The following is a 24141-nucleotide window of genomic DNA, read 5'->3' on the forward strand; positions in this document are numbered from 1 at the left end:
TAAAGAACGAGAAGGAATGAAGGTTTTAGCATTTCTTGCAGACAAAAACAGGAATAAGAAATTAGAGGTGGATGGAAACATGCGTGTCAGACATAAACCATGGGCAAAGGAGAAGATTGAGCAATACCCTCAATATGTGATTCCTCATCCAACAGCCTATGCCGGAAATTGGGCGGATTTGTTCGGAAATCATCACCCCATTCATATTGAAGTAGGAACAGGGAAAGGTCAATTTATTTCGAAAATGGCAATTGCTCACCCTGAGGTAAATTATATTGGCATTGAGGTTCAACAAAGTGTGATTGTATCCGCACTGGATAAGGTCATCGAGACGGGTTTATCAAATGTCAAATTACTACATAGCGACGGGGCGGATTTACGAAAGTTTTTTGCAAAAGGGGATGTCGATCGTATTTATCTTAATTTCTCTGATCCATGGCCGAAAAATCGTCATGAAAAAAGACGGTTAACCTATCATTCCTTTTTAAACATTTATGAGGAGATTCTCATAGATCAAGGGGACATTCATTTTAAAACGGATAATCGCGGATTATTTGAATACTCTCTTGTTAGCTTCTCTCATTATGGGATGAAGTTGAATGCGATTTGGTTGGATTTGCATAATAGTGATTTTGAAGGCAATATCATGACCGAGTATGAAGAAAAATTCGCGGCAAAAGGTCATCCGATTTATCGATGTGAAGTACAGTTTAAGTAAAGATGTAAGGATCAAAGGCTAAAACCGCAACATCCTGTTGCAACGCCTTTGTGACCGACGTCCTGTCTGCCTGATCAAAGGCTAAAAACGCAACATCCTGTTGCAACGCCTTTGTGACCGACGTCCTGTCGGCCCGATCAAAGGCTAAAACCGCAACATCTTGTTGCAACGCCTTTGTGACCTGCTTCCTGCAGGCCCAAAATCCGGGGCGGGCTAGGCTCCCCATTTAGGAGGACTTTTTGTATGGAAAAATTGCAAATTGGAGCGATTACGTTGCGATGGCTCAATGGTGGAGATACATTTATGGACGGAGGAGCGATGTTTGGTGTTGTTCCTAAAGCATTATGGGCTCGGAAATATCCTGTAAATGAGAAAAATCAAATTGAGTTGCGATGTGATCCAATTTTTTTGCAAGTGAATGGGAAAAATATATTGATCGAAGCGGGGATCGGCAATGGAAAATTGACAAAGAAGCAATGGCGGAATTATGGGGTAACAGAGGAGTCAAAGCTAGAGCAGGACTTGGCAGAGCAGGGGCTCACTTCGGAAGATATCGATATCGTCTGTATGACCCATCTTCATTTTGATCATGCTTGTGGTTTGACGAAACCGACGGACAAGGGATTTGTCTCAACGTTTCCCAATGCCAAAATCTATACTTCACAAGTGGAATGGGATGAAATGCGGAATCCGAATATTCGGTCCCGAAATACATATTGGCGAGAAAATTGGGAAGCGATCGTAGATCAAGTGGTCCCGTTTCAAGAGAAAGTCGTCATTGAGGATATTCTTCAAATGGTCCATACGGGTGGCCATAGTGATGGACATTCCATTATCATCATTGAAAGTGAAGGGGAGCGGTTGGTCCATATGGCTGACTTAATGCCAACCCATGCCCATCAAAATGTCCTTTGGGTCCTAGCCTATGATGATTATCCAATGGACTCGATCCGCGAAAAACAAAAATGGATCCCAGAGGCGATTCAATCCGGTTCCTGGTTTACCTTCTATCATGATGGCTATTATCGGGCGTTGAAATGGGATAAAGATGGCAATATCATTGAGTCTGTGGAACGCAAACGAGCGGATCATGGAAAATTATTGAAGGAATTGAACAGCAATACTCAAAAAAGGAAGTAAAAGCAGAAAGCACATCAAACTTGATGTGCTTTCTGCGGTTATATGCCAACATCAAAATCGGTTTCATAGTCGCTTCCATAAAGCCCGAAATCCGGTTCGGCAGCCAAAACCTGTACCATAGCTGCTTCATCGATCTCGAAATCCGGTTCAGAGGTCCAAACCAGTCAAAAAGCAGGTTTCATAAAGCTCAGAATCTATTCCAAGATTAAACGGGATACACATCCAAGACACTACCCGTATAGGCATCGGCAATAAATTCAAATGCTTGCCGTTCCCCTTGATGGGTTCTCATGATTCCTCCGCGATAGATTTTTGTTTTGATGGCATGCTTTTGATAATCTTCTGGCTTCATTTGCAGCCATGAGCCATCAATACTACCCTCTTTTTTAAAAGCATTTTTAACACTGGTCAGCACTCTTTCTCCAGATAAAGGAACCTTTTCTTCTACTACTTTTCGCAGACAATAGCCGCCTATAAGTCCGGTTATGGATCCGGCAATAAATGATTTCCAATTCATCCTTCGCACCTCCAATATCTCTATTTTTTCAGTATACAGGAATAAGCAAGATTCTTCGAGAGTGGGCAAATAATGAATTTCTCCTATACAAGATCCCTCGATTGTGATGCTTGGAAAACACGGGATTGTCTTTTTTCTCTTATTTTTGTTGGAAATGATTTTGCTTGTTCTCTTCATCATTGCGATCACTGCTCTAGTGTATCTCCTTATTTTGCGATTTTTTGGCAGTGACCAATTAAAAGATTTAATCAACTATGTTCAGATTATATTATCGGTAGGGATCGTCGTTGGTTACCAAGTCTTTATTAGAGCGTTTAGTTTTGTCGATTTGGAGATTTCTTATGTTTTTGATTGGTGGCATCTTTTCATTCCACCGATTTGGTTTGCCGCACCGTTTGAATTATTGCTTCAGCATCATTATGCAAGCGAATATATCCTTTTATCTATTTTGGTCCTTGTGATTCCGTTTCTTTCACTCGCTATTTATATTTGGTTTATGCCGAGCTTTGAGGGAAATTTGCAGAAATTGATGGGAGAAACGGGGAATATTAAAATACGGAAATTTTCTTTCACTCGTTTTTGGGAGTCTATTATCTGTTTTGGTCAAGAAGAGAAACGGTTTTTTCGCTTTTCCTCCATTATGATGAGTAGAGAAAGAGAATTTAAATTAAAGGTCTATCCTTTATTAGGGATGGCGCTCGTTTTCCCGTTTATTTTTATTATGAATGAAGTCATGACGGAATCTATGGAAAGTCTAACCACTAGTAAAATATATTTAAATATCTATTTTAGCACGATTATAATGAGCTCGGCTGTTCACATGCTGAAATTTTCCAAAGACTATAAAGGGGGCTGGATTTTTAAGACGATTCCGATCGAACATACAGAACGATTTTATCAGGCGACTCTTAAGGTTTTTCTCGTAAAATTATATTTGCCGGTCTTTTTACTCATCTCGATTGTATTTATGGTTATTTTTTCATGGAGGATTTGGCTGGATTTATTGGTTGTATTACTAACAGCTATATTGTATACATTGCTTTGCTACAAGCTATTAAATAATGAACGTTTTCCCTTTACGGAACCGTTCGAATCCGCACAACAGGCAGTTAATACGGGAAAGTTTTTCTTGGTCATGTTTGTTGTTGGGGTGTTTGCTTTCTTTCATTTTATCGCTTTAGTGATTCCCTATGGAATACTTGGTTACTTCATTCTTCTTTTAATAGGAACGACTATTAGTTGGAAAGCCGTCTTTTCTAGTAGGGAAGCAAAGGTCAACTAAAAATATACATTTTCTTACAGGAACACTTGTTCTTTAAGCTGTGGTCTGATATAATTTAATCAACCTCCAACTGAAAGGAGGTGAGATCGATGGAGCACGTACTTCTTTTTGTTGCCTTCATGAATGTTGTCGTCGCAGGAATCAATCTTGTAACCGCGATCATGAATTATCGTAACAAAAAGAGCCTTCTTCGTCGGCAGCGAAGAAAGCTCGGTGAACTCGAGGAATAGGGGGAAACCCCTTTCCTCCTCCATCATCTTATGTATATCATACCCGATTTATGCTGTTTAGACAATGATAAGATAGGATTTCATACCTATTTACTAAACAAATCAATAGTCAACATGAAGAAAATTAGCTAACATAGGAGTATACATAAAATTTTTTTGAAGTGGGAGGAAGATTCATGAATCAAGAAACCCTTACGATGTTTAAAACTCTAACAGAGTTACCAGGGATTGCTGGGAATGAGCATGCTGTTCGTGAATACATGCTTGAAGAATTGGCAAAATATGCAGATGAACTTGTGCAGGATCGTTTAGGAGGAATTTTTGGAATAAAGCGTGGAGATGAGCAAGGTCCCACGATTATGGTGGCGGGACATATGGATGAGGTGGGCTTCATGGTCACACAAATTACCGATAATGGGATGATTCGTTTTCAAACAATCGGTGGTTGGTGGAGTCAGGTTTTACTGGCTCAGCGTGTGCAAATTGTGACAGCGACGGATAAGGTGGATGGTGTTATCGGTTCGATTCCCCCTCATCTTTTAACAGATGCTCAGCGCAATAAACCGATGGATGTCAAAAATATGTTAATTGATGTAGGGGCAGATGACCGCAAGGATGCAGAACAAATGGGTATCAAGCCTGGCCAAATGATTGTTCCTGTGTGCCCATTTACTCCCCTTGCCAATCCGAAGAAGATTATGGCAAAAGCATGGGATAATCGTTATGGCTGTGGCTTGTCGATTGAACTGTTAAAGGAATTACAAGGAGAGACTCTCCCAAATGTACTTTATTCAGGTGCAACCGTTCAAGAAGAAGTTGGTTTACGCGGGGCGGCAACCGCGGCAAACATGATTCAACCAGACATTTTCTTTGCCCTAGATGCGAGTCCGGCAAATGATGCGTCCGGTGATAAAAATGAATTTGGACAGCTCGGAAAAGGTGCCCTTCTCCGGATTTTTGACCGTTCGATGGTCACTCATAAAGGAATGCGTGAATTTGTCCTTGATACAGCCGAATCTAATAACATCGCTTATCAATATTTTGTTTCACAAGGAGGTACAGATGCTGGGCGGGTTCATACAGCGAATGAGGGTGTCCCAAGTGCGGTGATCGGTATCTGCTCACGCTATATTCACACCTCTTCCTCGATCATCCATGTCGACGATTACGCAGCAGCAAAGGAATTACTTGTGAAACTGGTTAAAGCATGTGACCATGCAAACGTAAAAGCAATTAAGCAACAATAAAAAATGACCCCTTGGGGTCATTTTTTATGGATAGCAGAAAATACGCTCGGATAGCAGAAAATACGCTCGGATAGCAGAAAATACGCTCGGATAGCAGAAAATACGCTCGGATAGCAGAAAATACGCTCGGATAGCAGAAAATACGCTCGGATAGCAGAAAATACGCTCGGATAGCAGAAAATACGCTCGGATAGCAGAAAATACGCTCGGATAGCAGAAAATACGCTCGGATAGGAGAAAATACGCTCGGATAGCAGAAAATACGCTCGGATAGCAGAAAATACGCTCGGATAGCAGAAAATACGCTCGGATAGTTTCCCTAGGAGTAAAAAAAATTCGATTAACCGGTGGGGAGCCGCTGATGAGAAGAAATCTTTCCGCATTGATTGCCCTACTTACGCAGTTAGATGAGGTAGAGGACATCGGCCTTACGACCAATGGCATGCTGTTAAAAGCACATGCGCAAGATCTTTATCAAGCTGGACTAAGAAGATTGAATATAAGTTTGGATGCATTAGATCCTCCATTATTTGGCCAGATTAATGGTCGTGGCATCAAACCTGCTTATATTTTAGAAAATATTGCCTATGCACAAAAAATGGGTTTTGAAATAAAAGTAAATATGGTTGTTCAAAAAGGAATCAATGATCAAGAAATCATCCCGATGGCACGATATTTTAAAGACAACGGGATCACGCTCCGCTTTATCGAATTTATGGATGTCGGAAATGATAATGGGTGGAGCTTCAAGAAGGTTGTAACAAAGAAAGAAATGTATGAAATGCTTAAAGAAGAATTTGAGCTCGAACCTGTCGATCCTCATTATTTTGGAGAAGTGGCAAAACTTTATCGGTATACAGATAATGGGGCACAGGTCGGATTTATCACATCGGTTTCTGAATCTTTCTGTTCAAGCTGTACAAGAGCACGGCTTTCATCAGAGGGGACATTCTACTCCTGCCTATTCGCTTCATCAGGATTTGATCTTAAAAAAATGATTCGGGACGGGGCATCCGACCTTGAATTGCGTGAGAAAATTTGCCAGTTGTGGGAACACAGGGCTGACCGCTATTCCGATGAGCGCACAGAATGGACCGCTAAAAACCGGAAGAAAATTGGCATGTCTTATATTGGGGGCTAATGGAAATAAAAGAGCATTTAACTTCATTCAGCAGAAGCCCCTACGTATATAAGTGGGGGATGGATGCCCAATAGTAGTTCATAAGACAGATATTTTCTATCTCTCGTTGTTGTGGTTTAAAACTGATTTACAAATTCAGCTACATGCTCCGGAACTTTAAAACTCATTGTCCAATCCTTGATTTCAATCTCTAAATAAGGGAGATCCCTATAGGTGACAATATTAGCGATTTCTTTCAATTCGGCTTGCTTCGTTTTTCCCTCCCCTAAACGTCTCGTGTCTTCCTGATATAAAATATACTGTAACTCTTTCTCTGCCTCTGCCGGAATTTCGGTTAATTCCCATGTATCCATTTCAAGGCTTGCGACAAAATTTTGAATTTCCTTGTTGTCTGTCAAAGTGGCCGATGCAGTAGAATCATCCCATTTCAGAGCCTCAACTTTTTGGCTTTTTCCTAAGCTATTCTTCCATTCATGCGCACTAAAATTCAGATCTTGTTTCGGGCTACAGCCCGCGAAAAAGCCTGTGATCATCAATATGGACAAGCCGCATATAAAAAGCTTCTTCATCCTACTTCTTTCCCTTCTGTATTTCTTCATTTTTGGCCAGTAATCGATACGAGCGAAGTGTCCCTAACAAATAGATAAAAAAGTAAACCGCTACCCCGCCCATAATCATACTTATCGCCAGCATCATCTCTTCTCCACCATCACTAACAAGCTCAAGCCCAACCACTGGAAGGACGAGAAAGCTGATGCAAAACAAGACAATGCTTCCTACAATAAGAACATGATATTTTTTTCTTTTCTCCATATAGTTGCTCAACAGTTCTTTTTTAAAAACATCGTCAAACAATAACGCCTCCTGTTTGATTTGTCGATAGGGATTCCCAGTCAATAGGATGGAAACAAAGAGGGCAATCGAGACAATCATCACAATTAAATATAAGAGGATCCCTGCTGTTTCATTGATAATAAAGATAAACGCCGCTCCTGCAAGCAATAAGGCAATCGCAAAGGCCATTTTTCTGTATTTTAATGTTTCGTGTAAGAGAAATCCACTCGCCATCTCCTGACTTACATATAAACCTTTTTCAGTTTCATTTCCGTTACGATTCTCTGAATCACTCAAAAGATAATCGAGTGTCACATGAAAAATTTTACTCATTTTAATGATTTTTTCTGTTTCAGGATAGCCTTTATCATTTTCCCATTTACTGATCGCCTGTCGAGATACTTGCAATTGAAAAGATAATTCTTCTTGGGAAATCCCCGCTTCTTTCCGCAATTTTTGAATTTTTTCTCCAAAAGTCATTTCAAATTCCTCCTTAACTGTACTAAGAATATAACGAAATGATTGTTCTCACCACCAAAATACAGTTGCAATTCCGCAATTTTTCGTTGCAACTGGAGGTTTCCAAGCCGTTTTATAAAAATAGCCATATTATTTCTGTTAAAATTAGGGAATATAGAGGATAAGTACAATCGGAAGGGAGTCTTTTATAAATGGTGGATGTGATTCAAGTTACAAATCCAGCAACTGGTGAGAGGGTGGCTGAAGTAAACATACAATCAGATGAGGAAATAAAAGAGGCGATAAATAGAGGCCATCATGCCTTCCAAACATGGTCCAAGATAGATGCGCATGAAAGATCGCGACTGATTCGGGCATGGAGTGCGAAGGTACAAGAACATAAAGAAGAATTAGCAAAATTAATGACCTTAGAAAATGGAAAGCCATTAAATGAGGCAAGGGGAGAAATTGACTATTCAACGGATTATTTGGATTGGTATGCGGAAGAAGCGAAACGAATTTATGGACGAACGATCCCAGCGAATACAGGGACAAAGCGGATTATTGTGACGAAAGAGCCGATTGGGCTTGTGGCCGCAATTACCCCATGGAATTTTCCAACCGCCATGATGGCAAGAAAAGCGGCTCCGGCACTAGCGGCTGGCTGTACGTTTATCGTAAAACCGGCGTCAGAAACCCCTTTATCAGGTATGAAATTTATTGATTATGCGCATGAAGTGGGAATTCCGAAAGACGTGATTCAATATGTGATGGGCCAAGGAAAAGCAGTCGGGGAAATTTTTACAGAGAGTGAGTTTGTCCGTAAAATAACGTTCACAGGCTCGACAGCGGTTGGAAAACAATTGATCAAGAATAGCTCGGACAAAATCCAACATGTCACAATGGAACTGGGTGGACATGCTCCATTGATTGTGGCGGAGGATGCGGATGTGGAAATGGCTGCTCAACAAACGATTGCCACCAAATTCCGTAATGCAGGACAAACCTGTGTCTGCGCCAATCGAATCCTTGTTCATGAAAATGTTTTGGAGGAGTTTACGGAAAAGTTTGTGGCTGAGGTGAAAAAGCTCGAGGTTGGCAATGGGTTGGAAGAAGGAGTGGATATCGGCCCGATTATTAATGAAAAAGGCTATAACAAAATCGTAAGCCAAATTGAAGATGCGATTTCAAAAGGGGCCGAAGTGTTGGTCGGCAGTCAATTTCAGTCAGACATGGAAAAAGGGTATTTCTTCGTCTATCCTACCGTTCTGAAAAATGTGACAACCGAGATGATGATCATGCATGAAGAAACCTTTGGGCCCGTTGCTCCGATTATCAGTTTTAAAACAATCGAAGAAGCCGTTGAATTAGCAAATGGGACTCCATATGGACTAGCTGCCTATTTCTTTACAAATGATTATCGAGTCGGACATTACTTGCATGAACATTTGAAATTTGGCATTATTGGTTGGAATGATGGTGGTCCTTCCGCCGCTCATGCCCCATTTGGCGGCATGAAAGCCAGCGGTCTTGGTCGGGAAGGCGGCATAGAAGGAATCGAACCGTATTTGGAAACAAAATATCTGTCCATTGGCGGGTTATAATAGATGAAGCAAAGAAGGTAAAAGGGAATGAAAATTGCAGTAGGATCGAAAAACAAAGCAAAATTAAAAGCGGTTGAATCTGCTTTACAAGAAATGGAAAAAACTGTGGAAATATATCCTGTTGATGCCCCATCCAATGTGAGTGGTATGCCTTTTTCCGATAAAGAAACGATGAAGGGTGCTATGAATCGTGCGGAATATTGTATATCCAATCATGATGTAAGGATCGGCATTGGTTTAGAAGGCGGCGTAACGGAAACATCAACAGGCTTATTTTTAATTAATTGGGGCGCCCTAGCGGAAAAAGGAAAAGAAACGCTTGTAGCGGGAGGGGCGCGCATTAAACTTCCGGAAGAAATTGCCGACAGACTGCGAAACGGAGAAGAACTTGGTCCTGTTATGGATGATTACAGTCAGCGGGAAAACATTCGTCATAATGAGGGAGCAATTGGTATTTTCACGGATGGAATGGTGACGCGAGATCTCATGTTTACTCATATTATGAAATTATTGGTGGGGCAACTTCGATATCGAAACGGAGTGGAGATTCGCTCGTAGGAAAAAGGAGAAAGGGGCCTACATGATGTAGGTCAGAACGGCGTGGCGATCATTGTCACGCCTTAGCCGCTCATCCTATTTAAAGGCGCTTTCTCCTTTTTCGCCTAACGTTTATTCAAAAATATAAGCCAAAGCTTTCATCGCTTGATCGACATTCTCCACCGTCACATTCGCTTTTTCCGAGAGTTCCTTTAGAGGATGATGTAATTCTTCTGGACGGATTAGAATCAGTGGCTTATTAAGCGTAATCGCAGCGCTTGCATCCATGGCTGTGTTCCACTGTCTATATTTGTCACCGAAGAGGGCAACCACTACATCCGACTTTCTCAATAATATTTCCGTTCGCAAATTATTAAAACTTGAAGCAGCAGCATCACGATAAACCGCATTAGGTTGCTTACCAAGAATTTCTTCTCCGATCCCATCTGATCGATCATGATCCTCCATCGGTCCAACAAAATCAATCGGCATGTTTAGAGCTTGTGCCTTTTCCTTTATATCTGACCGCCATTCACTATGAATTTCACCAGCAAGATAAACCGTTAATCTCATATTGAATTCCTCCTTATATGATATAATTTCCATTTTATCAGTTTCTTGACCGCTATGCCTTCAAAAGAAATTACTTTATTTCCCAGAAAAGAATTATTTTAAAAAAAGATAGACAAAAACGCCAACTGTCTTTACACTAGTTAAGTATAATAGTTAACAAGGGGGCAGCATGATGAGTTTTTTGGAAAAAAAGGGAGTTCGGATCTCGGTTAAAACCTATTTAGTAGATGCTTTAAGTTATATGGCTTTAGGGCTTTTTTCTTCCTTAATTATTGGCTTAATTATAAAAACGATTGGAGACGAGTTGCATTGGCCATTGTTTGTTGAAATGGGGAAACTAGCGATGGAGCTGATGGGACCAGCGATTGGAGCAGCGATCGCTGTTGGTTTAGGGGCGCCGCCACTCGTTGTTTTTGCGGCTGTTGCGACTGGAGCGGCAGGTGCAGCCCTAGGAGGAGGACCAGCTGGAAGTTATGTAGCTGCTTTGATTTCCATTGAAATTGGTAAGCTAGTCAGTAAAGAAACAAAAGTCGATATTATTGTGACTCCTTTTGTGACGATTTTCACAGGTTTTCTTGTGGCAAAATTTATCGGTCCCACGATCGGACATTTTTTAACCGTCTTTGGAGGCTGGATTGTCTGGGCAACAGAACAGAAACCGATTTTAATGGGGATCTTAGTAGCAACTCTTATGGGTCTCGCCTTGACAGCACCAATATCAAGTGCAGCGATCGCTCTTATGCTTGATTTAAGTGGTTTGGCTGCAGGTGCGGCAACGATTGGTTGCTGTGCGCAAATGGTCGGATTTGCTGTTTCCAGTTATCGTGAAAATAAGATAGGGGGCCTGCTGGCAATTGGGATTGGTACCTCCATGCTTCAGGTTCCAAATATTATTCGCTATCCATTGATATTAGTTCCACCAACGATTGCAGGTGTGATCATAGCCCCGATTGCGACCACGATCTGGCCCATGACAAGCAATGCGGCAGGAGCTGGTATGGGAACAAGTGGCTTAGTTGGGCAAATTATGACCTTTCAAACCATGGGATTTTCGGCAACTGTATTTTTGCAAGTCATTGTATTGCATATAATTGCCCCGGCTGTGATAAGCTTAGGTATATCAGAATGGATGAGGCAGCGCGGCTGGATCAAACCTGGCCAAATGCTCATCCATACAGGAGGGAAATAAATTGGAAAAACTACAATCCACAGAGCAATTTGAACAAGTTAAAAAGGAGGAACGGGCGATCTTTATGTTCTCCGCTGACTGGTGTCCGGATTGCAAATTCATTGAACCATTCTTGCCAAGATTGGAAGCCGATTATCCAGAATATACATTCATGTATGTGGACCGTGATCAATTCATCGATCTTTGCGGCCAATTAGACATCTTTGGGATCCCAAGCTTTATCGCCTACCATAGTGGAGAAGAAGCAGGCCGTTTTGTTAGCAAGGATCGCAAAACTTTGGAGGAAATTGAAGATTTTATCAATGGGCTTGCGGATTGAGTAAAGGGAAACTATTTTAAAAGTGAAGACACTGAGGAGCACATTCTAAAATTTAGGATGTGCTTTTTTCATCATATGATTTAGTGTTCCAATAAAGTTGTTTCAAAAATTCGTGCTATGAGTTATACTAAAGGTAAATTTTGGTAATTTCTAATATTTTGTTTTTGGAGGTGTAAGATGAAAGGCGAAAATCTCCTCTTCATCGGGAGATTACGTACCAAACTGCAGAGGATAACTCAATCGATCCCCATAGATACCACAACCTAGACTCCGATCGTAAGTACGACGGACTTTTTTATTGCCTTCAGAAGAAAAAAGCAGTTTTTGGTAGAGCAATTGCAAAAGCGATATAAAGCTTGAATTAACGATGACTACGGATAGCATTTGAGGAGGTGATAATGATATGGGGAATTCTGTTATGGAAGCGGTTTAGATAACGGATAAAAGTTATTTGAATTCTGAGAAACCAAAGGGAAAGAACAAAGACCCATTTTGAGAAGAAAAATCTTTGCGGTGTGAGGTCAAGGGCTAAAACAATATAAGTGGTGAAACTGCACTAAGAAAGGAATGTAATTTTATGAGAAGATTCGGAAGGCTGGTTGGATTACCGAGTATTGTTTGTCTCATGTTTGGGTTGGTTTTGGTGCCGTTTTTACCGGCACATCAAACATCAGCGGATCATTCATCCAATAACACTTCGTCCAAAACCGACTTTTTTAGTTCATTTGAAAAGGGGGATCCCCCGTTGACATGGAAGGATACAGTCGAAACCACACCTGATGGGAAAGAGAAAGCATCGGGTGTTGACGGAAACATTCCTCCAACGTCTTCTCCGTCTCCTATGAAGTCCGAACTTGGAAATGGGCCGACTAGCAGTTATATCGCAAAAACAAATGTTGGCTGGACTGGTAAAAAAGCGTTGACCTATGCCGGAACACATCTTGAGAAGGGAAGGGCTTATTCCTACAATAAATTGTTTGATGTTAATATTAAAGTAACTCCGGAAACACAACTATCGTATTATATCCATCCAGAATTTGTAGATAAAGATCAGTTGGATTATTCCAGCACCTATGTATCGATCGATTTAGCGTTTACTGATGGAACTTACTTAAGCGATCTTAGTGCGAAAGATCAACATGGGGTGAAATTGAACCCTGAGGCCCAGGGGAAATCTAATACCTTATTTCCGAATCAGTGGAATTATCGTTTGTCTGACATCGGGAAGGTCGCATCCGGAAAAACCATTAAAAGAATCCTAGTAGCCTATGATAATCCGAACGGTCCAGGTGAATTTAAAGGCAGCATCGACGATATCGATATTAAAGGTCAACCGGAACACAAAACTTACGCAAGTCCGATTGATTACGTGAATATCCTAAGGGGGACAAATAATAATAGAGAGTTTTCACGAGGTAACAATATCCCGGCTGTTGCAGTGCCGCATGGATTTAATTTCTGGATTCCCGTGACAGACGCAGGTGATAGGCGATGGATGTACAAATATCAGCAGGACAATAATGAAGACAATTTACCTGAAATTCAAAGCTTTTTGCTTAGTCACTCTCCCAGTCCATGGGTAGGAGATGGCGATCGTCAGACATTTCAAATCATGCCATCTGCTTCGGCATCAGATCTGCCACCTTTAAATCGTGACAAACGCGCACTTCCTTTCAAGCATGAGAATGAAATCGCAAAACCTAATTATTACAGTGTGACCTTTGAAAATGGAATCCAAACGGAGATCACACCGACCAACCATGCGGCGATGTTCCGTTTTACATTCAAGGACAGTGTTTCTGACCTGATTTTTGACAATTTCAACAATGATGGTGGTTTGACACTTGCCCCGGATAAACAACATATACAGGGTTACACAGATGTGGGAACAAAAACCCCAGGGGCGACGAGAATGTTCTTCTATGCAACATTTGATAAACCGGTCACGCAAAGTGGCAAATTGACTGGAGAAGATCGTGACGATGTTGCCGGTTACTTCCGTTTTGATACCTCAGGGAGTGACAAAACCGTGACAATGAAAATTGCCACATCACTTATCAGCATAGAACAAGCGAAGAAAAACCTAAATCAAGAAATTCACTCGAATGACACGTTTAAATCTGTCCAAGAAAGAGCAAAGGAGGAATGGAACAGCCTATTGAAAAAAATTGAAGTCGAAGGGGCGACAGATGAGGAACTCGTCACGTTGTATTCCAATATGTACCGGCTCTTTCTTTATCCAAATAAGTTGTATGAAAACACAGGAACAATGGAACAACCTGTATACGAATACGCGAGTCCATTCTCAGATCTGGATGGAAAACCGACGGAAACCGAAACCGGCGCGAAAATCGTTAAAGGAAAGCCATATGTCAATAATGGATTTTGGGATACGTATAGAACCGCATGGCCAGCCTACAGCCTGTTGTCACCGAACGAAACAGGTGAAATGATTGACGGTTTTCTTCAAGCGTATGAGCAAGGTGGTTGGATTCCGAGATGGTCAAGTCCCGGTCACGGAGGCGGGATGACGGGGACAAGTGCGGATGTCGCCTTTACGGATGCATACCTTAAAGGTGTGAAAAATTTCGATGTGCAAAGCTTTTACGAAGCGGCAATCAAAGACGGGTCCGTTGTGAGCCATAATCAGAAGACGGGAAGAAATGGTCTTACAACATCCATTTTTAATGGTTATACAAGTACAGATACCGGTGAAGGGTTGTCTTGGGCCATTGAAGGTTATCTCAATGATTTTGCGATCGCTACGATTTCTAAGGAACTTGCCGAACAGACAGATAAAGAAGATCCGAAATATGAGCAATACACGACCAATTACAAGTATTTTATCAATCGAGCACAAAACTATGTGAATGTTTTTAATCCAGATGTGGAGTTTTTCATGGGGAAAGACCCATCTGGAAAGTGGAGAACCACTGCCGACAAATTTGATCCGAAAGATTGGTTGGGATCAGATTATGTAGAAACGAACGCATGGGGCACGGCTTTCTCCGTTCCTCATGATGGACAGGGATTAGCCAATCTTTATGGTGGAAGCAAGGAAATGGCCAAAAAACTGGATGAGTTTTTTTCCATTCAAGAAACAGCTTTACAGCTTGGCGGACGAAATAACCCCATTCACGAAATGCGTGAAGCCCGAGATGTTCGAATGGGAATGTATGGTCACAGTAACCAAGGCGCTTATCACATCATCTATATGTATGATTATGTTGGCCAGCCTTGGAAGGCTCAGGCAAAGGTTCGTGAAGTATTATCTCGGCTCTATGTCGGAAGTGAAATCGGTCAGGGGTATGTCGGGGATGATGACAACGGAGCAGCGTCCTCTTGGTATATCTTAAGTGCGGCGGGTTTTTATCCACTTCGTGCAGGTACATCTTCTTATGCAATCGGTGCTCCTTATTTTGAAAAAATGACGATTCATTTGGAAAATGGAAAAGACATTGTCATCAACGCACCTGAAGTGAGTGACACAAACAAATATATTCAAAGTATGAAATTGAACGGGAAACCTTACAATAAATTGACGATTGCTCATGAAGATCTTGCCAATGGTGCAACCTTAGAGTTTACAATGGGACCTGAGCCATCTAAATGGGGTACCGGAAAAGATGCGGCGCTATCATCAATTACCTCAAGTTCAACGAATGGGTCGTCACTACAGCCTAACCCAATGGTTGATTTGACCGACAAAGGAAAGGGGCAATCCTATGATAACAGTGGGACGATAGCCAAAGCGCTTTTTGACAATTCATCCGATACATCGCTAACTTTGAAAGGAAAGAATCCTTGGATTCAGTACAATTTTATGGACGAAGCCCAAAAGGCGTTAATGTACACGATTACTACTGCCAAAGACGATCCGTCACAAGATCCGAAAAATTGGGTATTAATTGGATCCAAAGACGGTGAAAGTTGGACCATTCTTGACAAAAGAAATAATGAACAGTTCAAATGGCGGCAGTATACCAAGCCATTTACAATTCAAAACCCGGGTAACTATTCCTTTTACAGACTGATTATTCAGGAAAACGGCGGAGCCACGTCTACTTCGTTAGCGGAACTGGAACTGCTTGGCCTGAGGGATCTCGAAACGAAATTCGATCAAGTAGAGAAGACTTATCAAGGATATGTGGAGTCAGGAGATATTAAAGGAGCAGCTGAAAAACTGATGTCTCGCTCGTTGCACCAAGCGCAAGAGCAGTTTAAAAACGAAAACAATGAGCAGGCCATCCAGCAATTGCAGGATTTTCTGAAACAAATGGATGAAGCCAAAACCGAGGAAGTTTCTGAAAAGGTTAAAACTAAATTAGGGGCGGATATTCACGCTTTAATCGATTTGGTATCGAAGGTCACCATTCAACCGCCTGAAGGCGATTGGGAATATCATGAAGAGGTTGAAAAGATAACGGCATTCGAAATTTTCAATCTTGGTAGCGATACGATTGAGCCCGGCGAGGATGCCATCATAACCGCTTCTGTGAAAAACATCGGTTTAGTTTCGGGCGACGAGGAGATAAATTTTTATTTTGATGATAAGCTTGTCGATTCTGAAACTGTCACCCTGGAGCCCGGGGAAAGCAAAAAGGTGACGTTTACCGTTCATGCTGTGTCGCCAGGCGTACATCAGATAAAAATTAACAATCAGACTGCTACGTTAAAAGCGTTGTACGCCGAAAAACCTGTATTGTCGTTGAGTTTTGAAGAGGACGGAGAAACTGTTAAAGATTCCTCTCCATATGGGTTAGACGGTCAATTGCATGGGAATGCATCACGCGTTCAAGGCCAATTCGGCAAGGCATTGAAGCTTGATGGGGGATGGGTTGAAATCCCGAACAACAGTTTATTAAATGGGGAGGATGCTTTTACGATCACGGCATGGCTGAATCTTGAAAACCCTGATGCCAATCAAAAGATAATGGGTAAAACCACGACAAATGATGGGTATTTGTTGGGTGTTCAAAGTGGAAAAATGTATCCAGAATTATGGGATGCCAGTGGTAAGCATCACACCTTTGAAGCTGGATCTGTTCCAGCTAACCAATGGGTTCATATGGCTCTTACATGGAAACAAGATGGGAGATTCATAGGGTATATTAACGGTGAAGAGGTTCAGAATATGCCTGCAAGTTCCTATCCTATTAAAGATAACGACACTCCGTTCATTATCGGGGCTGCGCCTTGGGGTACAGAGGCATTCCAGATGAAAGGAATGATTGATGAAGTTCGCATCTATAAAAGGGAGTTAAGCTCAGATGAAATTCAACCGAATTTAAACATGAATGCCATGATAAATGATGAGGTCCTTGAAGATAGGACACAGGTACCTGATACAACAATCGCAAAATTTAGCTGGAACGTAGAAGATGAATCAGCTAAGGTATCTGCGACTTTTGACGGTGAGGCATATAAGGAAGGAACCCCCATAGATTTGGCAGGAAACATCGGGGAACATACACTGGTTGTGACCGCTGCCAATGAAGCAGGAGTCATGAAAAAAACCTATCTGATTAATGTGGCGACAAGCGTACCCGACATGAAGACACTCGTTCAGCGTTATGAAAAAGAAGGAGCGATCAAAAATCATGATGCTGCTCACGCGTTGGATTTACAATTAATAACGGTAGAACAATTCGAGAAAAAAGATGCCGCAGACAAAGTGTTGAAACACCTAAAAGGTTTCAAAGTATTAGTGGATGATCAGAAAAAGAACGAATTGATTTCTGAGGATGCATACAAAGCGTTGAAGGCGGATGCCGATTATTTGTTAAAAAAATGGCAATAGAAGCACGAAGATTGTAAAAGCAGGAGTATCGATTATAAAAGAAGATTTATCAGGTCTAAAAGCAGAAGTGTCATCCATGAAGAAAGATTTATCAAAAGTTAAAACGGATGTATCTGAAATCAAAGAGATCGTCATGAATCATGCAACCGAAAATCGCAGTCTTTTTAAGTATGTAGAGTCAAAGTTCGGTGAACAACAGCGTATTTTCAAAGTCGTAGAAAATGAACTGAAATAAGTAAACATCGCCCTTGACTATTTGAGTGCTAAGACAGGATAACACGATGCAGAAATACACAACCTCAATAAAAGAATCCGGTCCTTGTGATTGGATTCTTTTATTGATGGATCTGGAAAGGTATGCTATACCGTTACTTGCTTTCTCTTCAACAGCCAATTTGTAGGGACCAGAGAAGAAGGCCGCAGGTTTAAAATGTAAAAAAGACAATCCCTCACTGTCTTTATCGTGAGGGTGCCCTTCCCTTACTAATCATTTTTGTGACAAGAATCATAGTGGAGGCCAAGGAGTATTTATTTCGATAGGCCAAATATTTTCCAGACCAGTTGGGATGATATTTATTCTTAAAGTCTCGTAATCCACTAAACTTATACATATAGCGGACGTTGTGAAAGACGGCGGAGGCCATTCGTTCGCGCAGGAAGGAATGCTTTGTAAAGCCTACATTCGAAAGCGGGGCCATGCCAAGATTGAAATGACGATAGCCTTTTTCCTTTGCCCAGCGGAATAAGTAAATAAATAGTACATCATTTACGCCACTTGGTGCTGTTGGCAGATAACGCATTAAATCAACAGAAATACTCCCATCCTGATAAGTAGGCATAATATTCATAAAGGCTATAATCTCCCCATCTGCATCTTTTAGTACGGCAATGGGGGCATTGGATAAATAATCCTGATCAAAAAAGCCTAATGAAAATTGCTTCTCTCGCTTTTTTCCGAGCCATTCATCAGATACATGCTTGATTTTCTCTAAAAAGTCATGTGAGAAAGGGGGAGAATAAACAGAAAACGTATAGCCGTTCTTTTCAAAGCGATTGAAGGTTGATCGTAATCCGGCATTTTTCTTACCTGAAATGGTAAAGCTGTCCAGATCCACTGTTGCTTCCTCTCCAAGTTTGAAAAAATGATAGCCTAAATCATGGTAAAGAGACATCAGCTCGTCACTTACTTGATAAAAGATGCAATTGTACCCGTAATGATCCGCCATTTCATTGATTTTCATGAGTACACTTTTAAACGAGGATTTTTCTCCTTGCGGGTCACCGAGCACCACAATATTTTTCCCTTTTACAGCAAATTGCAGCATCGCTTTTCCGTCATCACTTATGAATAACCTTTTATCTCCTAAAAATCCGAGATGACTAAGCGCATGCCCCCCCATACTTTTGTAAAAACTCTGTGAGCTTTTGCGCGCTATAGGCTTCCCCAATTTTTGGCTGATGTCTTTTATCAAAGAATATAATGCTTAATACAATATAGATAAAAGCTACTAAGCACCCGGTAAAGGCTAAACCGTAAATTCCATATAAAGGCTTATCATAACCGGTTGCAAGCAATCCTTCTCGGGCTAAAAGGACGAAACCAAAGAAGCAGCCGATACATAAATACAATAATTTCCGTACACTTGCTGCTGTAAAAGGTAAGCTGTGTCGTCTAAATTGTTTTCGCAGCAAAATTAAAACGAGTAAATGAAAGGCTGCTAATAAACCAATAATAAAATTTTCCGATTGAAACAATAATAAAATAATCGATATGGCCAACGTTACGCTAACAATTTGCCAGGAACGTTTCGTCTGATAATACTGCTCCTTCATCAGGAACCATAAAGTAATCCCACAAGCAAATAAGACTAAATAATAAAAATCCAGTGTAAACAAAGATAGTTTTGATTTCTCCAACCCATGAATCGAAATGATATCAAAAATCGGAATCGTGATCAGAAAAAATCCTGAAATAAAAGCCAGCAACGATAAGGACCAATACCCTAATGGGATCAAAGCTTGCCGTTGTAATGTCCAGACAACACTTGATATTTCAATGACTGGCGTGACAATTTGGCTATCCTCTGACTTTTTTATCGCAGTGGAGGCCATTTCGATCGCTGCCAAAATTAATCCTATTATAAAAGGAATTAAATAGTAAACAAAGCGATACAAGAAAAGGGCGGTCAATAAAGGTTCTGACTCGATTCCGTATAGTTGCCCACTAGATAAAACCATCAGATCAAATGAGCCAAACCCGCCAGGAATCATACTAATAAAGCCAGTGATGGCGGCAATAATAAAGATCCCAAATACAAGGAGAAAGGATAGATGAATCCCGGCAAATACAAAAGATAGATAGAGCACGAGCCCTGCCCCAAACCATTCTAGCACTGAAACAAGTGAATATTGAACCGTAATAAGTGGTGAAAAATAGCTTGTCTTCTTCCATCTGGAAAGGCCAATATATAAAGGGGAAAGCAATGAAACAGCCACCAACACAAGCAGTATCCAGCTTTTTCCGGCAAGGATGCCCCTAATCGGAAAGATCCCGATCAAGGCCAAAATCGCAAAAACAGATAGTCCCATTGCGGCGGCTGGTGCTAACCAAGCGATCCCTTTTCCTAGTTCACCGCCCTTTTCTGAATATTTTTTGTACAGCATGCCACGAATCCCAGCACCAATTAATCCACCGAAGCCAAAGATGCCATTAAAGGAATTTGCGATCCAAGAGACGTTGAATATTTTCCGCTTTTGGATCGTAAGCTCTTGAGATCGAATAAAGAAATAATCATAGAAAAACATCGTACCAACAGATAGAAGAGCAACGATAATCAGGATCGTCATATGGACGAAAGAAATTTGATTAATTACTTGTAAAGATTCCTTTAAGGACACATCCTGTAATTCGCTTTTTCCTTGGATAAAAATAATCGAAAGAACGAGTACCATAAAGGCAATCTTCCCGATCCTAACGAATAGCTGCTTGTTTTTTAACATAAAAAAATCCCTCGCTCACATAACACTCATTATTTTCATCATACCGATCCGAAGGGATAGCTCCAATGGAATGGACTTACAAAAAGCTTACATTCTTGTAAGCTTTTCGTTTGGCTACCATCCTTCATTCTATTAAACGACATATAGGGGCAAAAAGTTTCACTTTTCGTATTTTCCTCCATCTTTGAGACTCTGGCTGATTTTGTGTAAAATAAGAAGCAGCTTATTTTTTCCCAAAGGAGGGGAGTAGCTTGAAAATGGATGAAAAGAAAATAAGGAAAAAATTGGAACAGCGACTGGCAAGATCAGGACGGAAGCTCCATTATGATCGGGAAAAAGAGAATTTACGGGTTGAAAATGATGCTACCGGAAAAGGGGTCGACATCGCGCTTTCTCCTTTAGTGGCCAAATGGCATGAGCGTAAAGAGCAAGCGATTGATGAGGTCGTTTATTATGTAGAAGAAGCGTTGCAGGTGATGGGCAGGCATCAATCAATAGCCGGGCAGGAAAAGAAAATTTATCCTGTTATTCGCTCGACTTCCTTTCCAAAGGAAACAGGGGAAGGGGTCTCCTTTCTAACGGATGATCATACGGCAGAAACGCGGATTTATTATGCCCTTGATCTTGGGAGTACGTATCGTCTTTTAGATGAGGATTTGCTTAAAAAAGAAGGATTAACGGCACAGAAAGTAAGGGAAATCGCGCGCTTTAATGTACGTTCATTGCCTGTTGACATGAAAAAAGATACAGTGCGTGAGAATGTGTTTTACTTTTTAAATACAAATGATGGTTATGATGCAAGCCGAATTTTAAATGAAAAATTTTTACAAGAAAAAGCGGAAACGATAGAAGGGGATATGATTGTTGCGGTTCCCCACCAGGATGTTTTAATTATAGGTGATATCCGCAATCCAACGGGTTATGACATTTTAGCGGAATTAACGATGAGTTTTTTTACATCAGGAAAAGTGCCGATTACGGCGTTATCCTTTACCTATGAGGATGGAAAGTTGGAGCCTATTTTTATATTGGCCCAGGATCAAAAAAGGAAGAACGAAAGGGAGAAAGAATAAATGAATGTCTTTTATAATCGAAAAGGGGTAGGCGACACCTTATTGATCGCCATTCAAGATATCGAGCATCCCACATTTGAGCGGAAAGGGGATGTTGCTCGAATTTTTGATAAAAAAACAAACAAAACAGGGGGATTCAATCTTTTTCATGCCTCCAAATATGTGGAAGTCGATGCAAATGGACAAGTTGATTTGAATGAAGCACTTGTCGATAAAATAAATGCCGCGATTAGGCAAAATGGCTTTGATGAGAAGCTTCATGCAGACTTCTCTCCAAAATTTGTTGTCGGCTATGTCAAAGAAAAAATGAAGCATCCCAATGCGGATAAATTAAGTATCTGTCAGGTGGATGTCGGAACAGAAGTACTGCAAATTGTCTGCGGCGCTCCGAATGTGGACGCCGGTCAAAAAGTCGTTGTCGCCAAAGTGGGCGCAGTCATGCCAAGCGGAATGGTGATTAAAGATGCAGAGCTTCGTGGAGTTCCTTCCAGCGGTATGATCTGCTCGGCAAAGGAATTGGATTTACCGAATGCACCTAAGGAAAAAGAAATTCTCGTGTTGGAAGCAGATGCTTATGAAATTGGACAAGCATTTATTAAATAGGAGCGGTAAGCTTTTGACTATATAACCGGGTTGCCGGATATGTAATGAGGTTCTCGCAATCCTGGCCTAAAAAAGATTTGGCTCAACTAGCCGGGAATTTGGAGTACGGACCGATTAATTGAGAGTAGTGGACCGATTAGTCGGGAGTACGGAGCGATTGTCGAGAGTTGGACCAATTAATCAAGAGTACGGACCGATTAGTCGGGAGTACGGACCAATTAATCGAGAGAATGGACCGATTAATCGAGAGTTCAGACCAATTAATCGAGAGTATGGACCAATTAACCAAAAGTTCGAACCAATTAGTCGGGAATTCTCTCAAAATACGGAGTGGAGTCCGCAAAACGGATTGAAGCTCTCGTCATAGGGATTGCTGAACTTTGGGTAGAATTGTTGAATTTTCCTAACCTAGTCAATTAAACCCCAATTATCATAGAGATATTTTCACATGGAACGGTGATTTTTAGCACTTGCAAATCACAATTATTCCGAGAAAATAATTTGAATTTAAATTTTTGGTATTCTAAAATTGTTCTGAATTTGTAGTAGATGTAAACTCAAAGTAAAGTTGTGATGTTTTAAAAAAATGCGAAGCTTTACCTCCTTTAGAGATGATTTGAATGGATGAGGAGATGAATGTAATGGGGGAGTTCATTAATATACGCGGAAAGAATTTATACATTGAAGAATTCGGAAGGCATCATGAAAATACTTTACTTTATTTACATGGGGGACCAGGGGCAAGTTGTTTAGATTTTTGTTTTTATCAGGCAAAAGCACTTTCCGAATCAGTAAGAGTAGTAGCATTCGATCAAAGAGGGGTTCTTCGTTCAGACCCGATAGAACCAGATCAACCTTTTAGTATAGACGATCTAATTGAGGATTGTGAGGAAATAAGAAAATTACTAGACATTAAGGAATGGACAGTTCTAGGACATTCCTTTGGAGGCTATTTAGCACTTAAGTATGCATATAAATACCCGTTCTATGTGAAAAAATTAATTTTCGAGGCACCATCATTTAATATCGGATTATCGGCAAAATCAATCATTCAAAAAGCTATAAATCAATTTGAAATAGAGAATCAGAAAGAATATATTTTTCAATCTAAGCGATACTTGGAGGATGCTACTTCATCAAAAGAACTTTGGGGATCGGTGGGTAAAATTTTCAAAGATTTTTTAGGAGAGAAAAAAGATTATTTATATTTAAAATCGCTAACACCAGACGAATTAAATAGTATTTATGAAGAGTCTGGTGTGTCAGATGAACTATGGCAAAGAACTCAAATACATACATACAAAATCGAGGAAGAAGGGAAGATATTTGAAAGTTTACTACCGATAATTTCGTTAGTAAATCAGCCCTCTTTACTACTACATGGGAAATTCGACCCCATTTTTTGTGAAAAACAAAAAAATATTTATATAGAAAAAGCTCCAAACAGTAAAATAATAGTATTTGAAAACAGTGCTCATTTTCCTCGGTTAGAGGAACCACAAAAATACACAGAAGAAGTAATTAATTTTATATTAGAATCTTCAAAAGCAGCTGCGTATTAAAAAGTAACATTCAGGGGACAAGCAGAAATTAACGGTATATTTTTATGCAAAGGGTGCTTATCTTCAATAAAAGATTATAAAACGATTAGGAGTCTACAAAACCATTTTTTGAATCCATCTATTCATATGGTCGATTAAAAAGAGATCGGTAAGTTATTTGATTTGCTAGTATTTTTTTTCGATATAATAATTATCTGGACAGTCAAAAGTTCTTGTCGAAAAATTGTTGAATTTTTAAATGGAAAAATAACCCAATCATGCAATCTTATGATATCCTAATGGTTCGCACACCAGAAAGGAGATCAGATCGCAG

Annotated in this window: 22 protein-coding genes and 1 pseudogene; 16 read left to right on the forward strand and 7 right to left on the reverse strand. The window is 40.6% G+C overall.

Annotation, left to right across the window (positions count from 1 at the left end; translation table 11 throughout):
- Positions 1-79 precede the first annotated feature (79 nt).
- Positions 80-718: a tRNA (guanosine(46)-N7)-methyltransferase TrmB gene (gene trmB / locus MUB24_RS18190; RefSeq protein WP_244706579.1), complete on the forward strand. Its 639-nt coding sequence runs from the start codon at positions 80-82 to the stop codon at positions 716-718.
- Here trmB and MUB24_RS18195 read toward each other — a convergent pair.
- Positions 711-887 (reverse strand): hypothetical protein, encoded by a 177-nt coding sequence (locus tag MUB24_RS18195; protein WP_244706581.1) that lies wholly within the window; start codon positions 885-887, stop codon positions 711-713. The two genes, trmB and MUB24_RS18195, sit on opposite strands and share 8 nt — an antisense overlap.
- Positions 888-961: 74 nt before the next feature.
- Between MUB24_RS18195 and MUB24_RS18200 the strand changes: the two genes are divergently transcribed.
- Positions 962-1858, forward strand: a complete 897-nt coding sequence (locus MUB24_RS18200; RefSeq protein WP_244706583.1) for a YtnP family quorum-quenching lactonase — start codon at positions 962-964, stop codon at positions 1856-1858.
- A gap of 205 nt (positions 1859-2063) precedes the next feature.
- On the opposite strand, the gene MUB24_RS18205 is transcribed toward MUB24_RS18200, so the two are convergent.
- Positions 2064-2375, reverse strand: coding sequence for a hypothetical protein (locus MUB24_RS18205; RefSeq protein ID WP_244706584.1), 312 nt, complete (start codon positions 2373-2375; stop codon positions 2064-2066).
- Between the two features lie 103 nt (positions 2376-2478).
- On the opposite strand from MUB24_RS18205, the gene MUB24_RS18210 reads away from it, so the two are divergent.
- From MUB24_RS18210 to moaA, 4 genes and pseudogenes are all read left to right on the forward strand, one after another.
- Positions 2479-3657 (forward strand): hypothetical protein, encoded by a 1179-nt coding sequence (locus MUB24_RS18210; RefSeq protein ID WP_244706586.1) that lies wholly within the window; start codon positions 2479-2481, stop codon positions 3655-3657.
- A gap of 89 nt (positions 3658-3746) precedes the next feature.
- On the forward strand, positions 3747-3887 hold the full coding sequence (locus MUB24_RS18215) for a hypothetical protein (RefSeq protein ID WP_244706588.1): 141 nt from the start codon (positions 3747-3749) through the stop codon (positions 3885-3887).
- 176 nt (positions 3888-4063) lie between these two features.
- Positions 4064-5134 (forward strand): M42 family metallopeptidase, encoded by a 1071-nt coding sequence (locus tag MUB24_RS18220; protein WP_244706590.1) that lies wholly within the window; start codon positions 4064-4066, stop codon positions 5132-5134.
- 313 nt (positions 5135-5447) lie between these two features.
- A pseudogene (gene moaA, locus MUB24_RS18225) lies at positions 5448-6275 on the forward strand (GTP 3',8-cyclase MoaA); the annotation flags it as partial.
- Between the two features lie 116 nt (positions 6276-6391).
- Here the strand turns inward: moaA and MUB24_RS18230 are convergent.
- Complete coding sequence (locus tag MUB24_RS18230) at positions 6392-6844, reverse strand: hypothetical protein (protein WP_244706591.1); 453 nt, start codon at positions 6842-6844, stop codon at positions 6392-6394.
- Position 6845: 1 nt separating this feature from the next.
- Entirely contained in the window at positions 6846-7589 is a 744-nt protein-coding gene (locus MUB24_RS18235) for a helix-turn-helix domain-containing protein (RefSeq protein WP_244706593.1), read from the reverse strand.
- Positions 7590-7780: 191 nt separating this feature from the next.
- Between MUB24_RS18235 and MUB24_RS18240 the strand changes: the two genes are divergently transcribed.
- Positions 7781-9172 (forward strand): NAD-dependent succinate-semialdehyde dehydrogenase, encoded by a 1392-nt coding sequence (locus tag MUB24_RS18240; protein WP_244706595.1) that lies wholly within the window; start codon positions 7781-7783, stop codon positions 9170-9172.
- A gap of 27 nt (positions 9173-9199) precedes the next feature.
- A complete protein-coding gene (locus tag MUB24_RS18245; RefSeq protein WP_244706597.1) occupies positions 9200-9730 on the forward strand; it encodes a DUF84 family protein in 531 nt (176 codons plus the stop codon).
- Between the two features lie 111 nt (positions 9731-9841).
- Here the strand turns inward: MUB24_RS18245 and MUB24_RS18250 are convergent, their stop codons facing one another.
- Complete coding sequence (locus MUB24_RS18250; RefSeq protein ID WP_244706599.1) at positions 9842-10282, reverse strand: YtoQ family protein; 441 nt, start codon at positions 10280-10282, stop codon at positions 9842-9844.
- Between the two features lie 169 nt (positions 10283-10451).
- On the opposite strand from MUB24_RS18250, the gene MUB24_RS18255 reads away from it, so the two are divergent.
- The 4 genes from MUB24_RS18255 to MUB24_RS18270 all read left to right on the forward strand — a co-directional run bounded on the left by MUB24_RS18255 (position 10452) and on the right by MUB24_RS18270 (position 17825).
- Positions 10452-11471 carry a PTS sugar transporter subunit IIC gene (locus tag MUB24_RS18255; protein ID WP_244706601.1) on the forward strand — a complete coding sequence of 340 codons (1020 nt, stop codon included), beginning with the start codon at positions 10452-10454 and terminating at the stop codon, positions 11469-11471.
- Between the two features lies 1 nt (position 11472).
- The gene (locus tag MUB24_RS18260) at positions 11473-11790 is read left to right on the forward strand and encodes a thioredoxin family protein (RefSeq protein ID WP_244706602.1); all 318 of its coding nucleotides are present in this window, start codon (positions 11473-11475) and stop codon (positions 11788-11790) included.
- A gap of 745 nt (positions 11791-12535) precedes the next feature.
- Positions 12536-17590 (forward strand): GH92 family glycosyl hydrolase, encoded by a 5055-nt coding sequence (locus MUB24_RS18265; RefSeq protein ID WP_244706605.1) that lies wholly within the window; start codon positions 12536-12538, stop codon positions 17588-17590.
- Between the two features lie 76 nt (positions 17591-17666).
- Positions 17667-17825: a hypothetical protein gene (locus tag MUB24_RS18270; protein ID WP_244706606.1), complete on the forward strand. Its 159-nt coding sequence runs from the start codon at positions 17667-17669 to the stop codon at positions 17823-17825.
- A gap of 223 nt (positions 17826-18048) precedes the next feature.
- Here MUB24_RS18270 and MUB24_RS18275 read toward each other — a convergent pair whose 3' ends face one another.
- Together MUB24_RS18275 and MUB24_RS18280 are read right to left on the reverse strand one after the other, a co-directional pair.
- Positions 18049-18990, reverse strand: a complete 942-nt coding sequence (locus tag MUB24_RS18275; protein ID WP_244706608.1) for a phosphatidylglycerol lysyltransferase domain-containing protein — start codon at positions 18988-18990, stop codon at positions 18049-18051.
- Positions 18971-20590, reverse strand: coding sequence for a lysylphosphatidylglycerol synthase domain-containing protein (locus MUB24_RS18280; protein ID WP_244706610.1), 1620 nt, complete (start codon positions 20588-20590; stop codon positions 18971-18973). Before MUB24_RS18280 ends, MUB24_RS18275 begins: the two co-directional genes overlap by 20 nt.
- Before the next feature lie 257 nt (positions 20591-20847).
- Here MUB24_RS18280 and MUB24_RS18285 point away from each other — a divergent pair, with 257 nt between their 5' ends.
- The 4 genes from MUB24_RS18285 (at position 20848) to MUB24_RS18300 (ending at position 23828) form a co-directional block, all read left to right on the forward strand.
- The gene (locus tag MUB24_RS18285) at positions 20848-21663 is read left to right on the forward strand and encodes a DUF1444 domain-containing protein (RefSeq protein ID WP_244706620.1); all 816 of its coding nucleotides are present in this window, start codon (positions 20848-20850) and stop codon (positions 21661-21663) included.
- On the forward strand, positions 21664-22266 hold the full coding sequence (gene ytpR, locus MUB24_RS18290) for a YtpR family tRNA-binding protein (RefSeq protein WP_244706612.1): 603 nt from the start codon (positions 21664-21666) through the stop codon (positions 22264-22266).
- Between the two features lie 157 nt (positions 22267-22423).
- On the forward strand, positions 22424-22633 hold the full coding sequence (locus MUB24_RS18295) for a hypothetical protein (protein ID WP_244706614.1): 210 nt from the start codon (positions 22424-22426) through the stop codon (positions 22631-22633).
- Between the two features lie 253 nt (positions 22634-22886).
- The gene (locus MUB24_RS18300) at positions 22887-23828 is read left to right on the forward strand and encodes an alpha/beta fold hydrolase (RefSeq protein WP_244706616.1); all 942 of its coding nucleotides are present in this window, start codon (positions 22887-22889) and stop codon (positions 23826-23828) included.
- Positions 23829-24141: the final 313 nt, after the last annotated feature.

The organism is Lederbergia sp. NSJ-179, assembly GCF_022867885.1.
In the GTDB taxonomy this organism is placed as follows: domain Bacteria; phylum Bacillota; class Bacilli; order Bacillales; family Bacillaceae_C; genus Lederbergia.

Excerpts from the sequence above, each read along its gene's own strand:
- trmB (WP_244706579.1), top strand. The coding sequence starts at position 80 with ATGCGTGTCAGACATAAACCATGGGCAAAGGAGAAGATTGAGCAATAC.
- MUB24_RS18200 (WP_244706583.1), top strand. The coding sequence starts at position 962 with ATGGAAAAATTGCAAATTGGAGCGATTACGTTGCGATGGCTCAATGGT.
- MUB24_RS18205 (WP_244706584.1), bottom strand. The coding sequence starts at position 2,375 with ATGAATTGGAAATCATTTATTGCCGGATCCATAACCGGACTTATAGGC.
- MUB24_RS18215 (WP_244706588.1), top strand. The coding sequence starts at position 3,747 with ATGGAGCACGTACTTCTTTTTGTTGCCTTCATGAATGTTGTCGTCGCA.
- MUB24_RS18220 (WP_244706590.1), top strand. The coding sequence starts at position 4,064 with ATGAATCAAGAAACCCTTACGATGTTTAAAACTCTAACAGAGTTACCA.
- MUB24_RS18230 (WP_244706591.1), bottom strand. The coding sequence starts at position 6,844 with ATGAAGAAGCTTTTTATATGCGGCTTGTCCATATTGATGATCACAGGC.
- MUB24_RS18235 (WP_244706593.1), bottom strand. The coding sequence starts at position 7,589 with ATGACTTTTGGAGAAAAAATTCAAAAATTGCGGAAAGAAGCGGGGATT.
- MUB24_RS18240 (WP_244706595.1), top strand. The coding sequence starts at position 7,781 with ATGGTGGATGTGATTCAAGTTACAAATCCAGCAACTGGTGAGAGGGTG.
- MUB24_RS18245 (WP_244706597.1), top strand. The coding sequence starts at position 9,200 with ATGAAAATTGCAGTAGGATCGAAAAACAAAGCAAAATTAAAAGCGGTT.
- MUB24_RS18250 (WP_244706599.1), bottom strand. The coding sequence starts at position 10,282 with ATGAGATTAACGGTTTATCTTGCTGGTGAAATTCATAGTGAATGGCGG.
- MUB24_RS18255 (WP_244706601.1), top strand. The coding sequence starts at position 10,452 with ATGATGAGTTTTTTGGAAAAAAAGGGAGTTCGGATCTCGGTTAAAACC.
- MUB24_RS18270 (WP_244706606.1), top strand. The coding sequence starts at position 17,667 with ATGAAGAAAGATTTATCAAAAGTTAAAACGGATGTATCTGAAATCAAA.
- MUB24_RS18275 (WP_244706608.1), bottom strand. The coding sequence starts at position 18,990 with ATGGGGGGGCATGCGCTTAGTCATCTCGGATTTTTAGGAGATAAAAGG.
- MUB24_RS18280 (WP_244706610.1), bottom strand. The coding sequence starts at position 20,590 with ATGTTAAAAAACAAGCAGCTATTCGTTAGGATCGGGAAGATTGCCTTT.
- MUB24_RS18285 (WP_244706620.1), top strand. The coding sequence starts at position 20,848 with ATGGATGAAAAGAAAATAAGGAAAAAATTGGAACAGCGACTGGCAAGA.
- ytpR (WP_244706612.1), top strand. The coding sequence starts at position 21,664 with ATGAATGTCTTTTATAATCGAAAAGGGGTAGGCGACACCTTATTGATC.
- MUB24_RS18300 (WP_244706616.1), top strand. The coding sequence starts at position 22,887 with ATGGATGAGGAGATGAATGTAATGGGGGAGTTCATTAATATACGCGGA.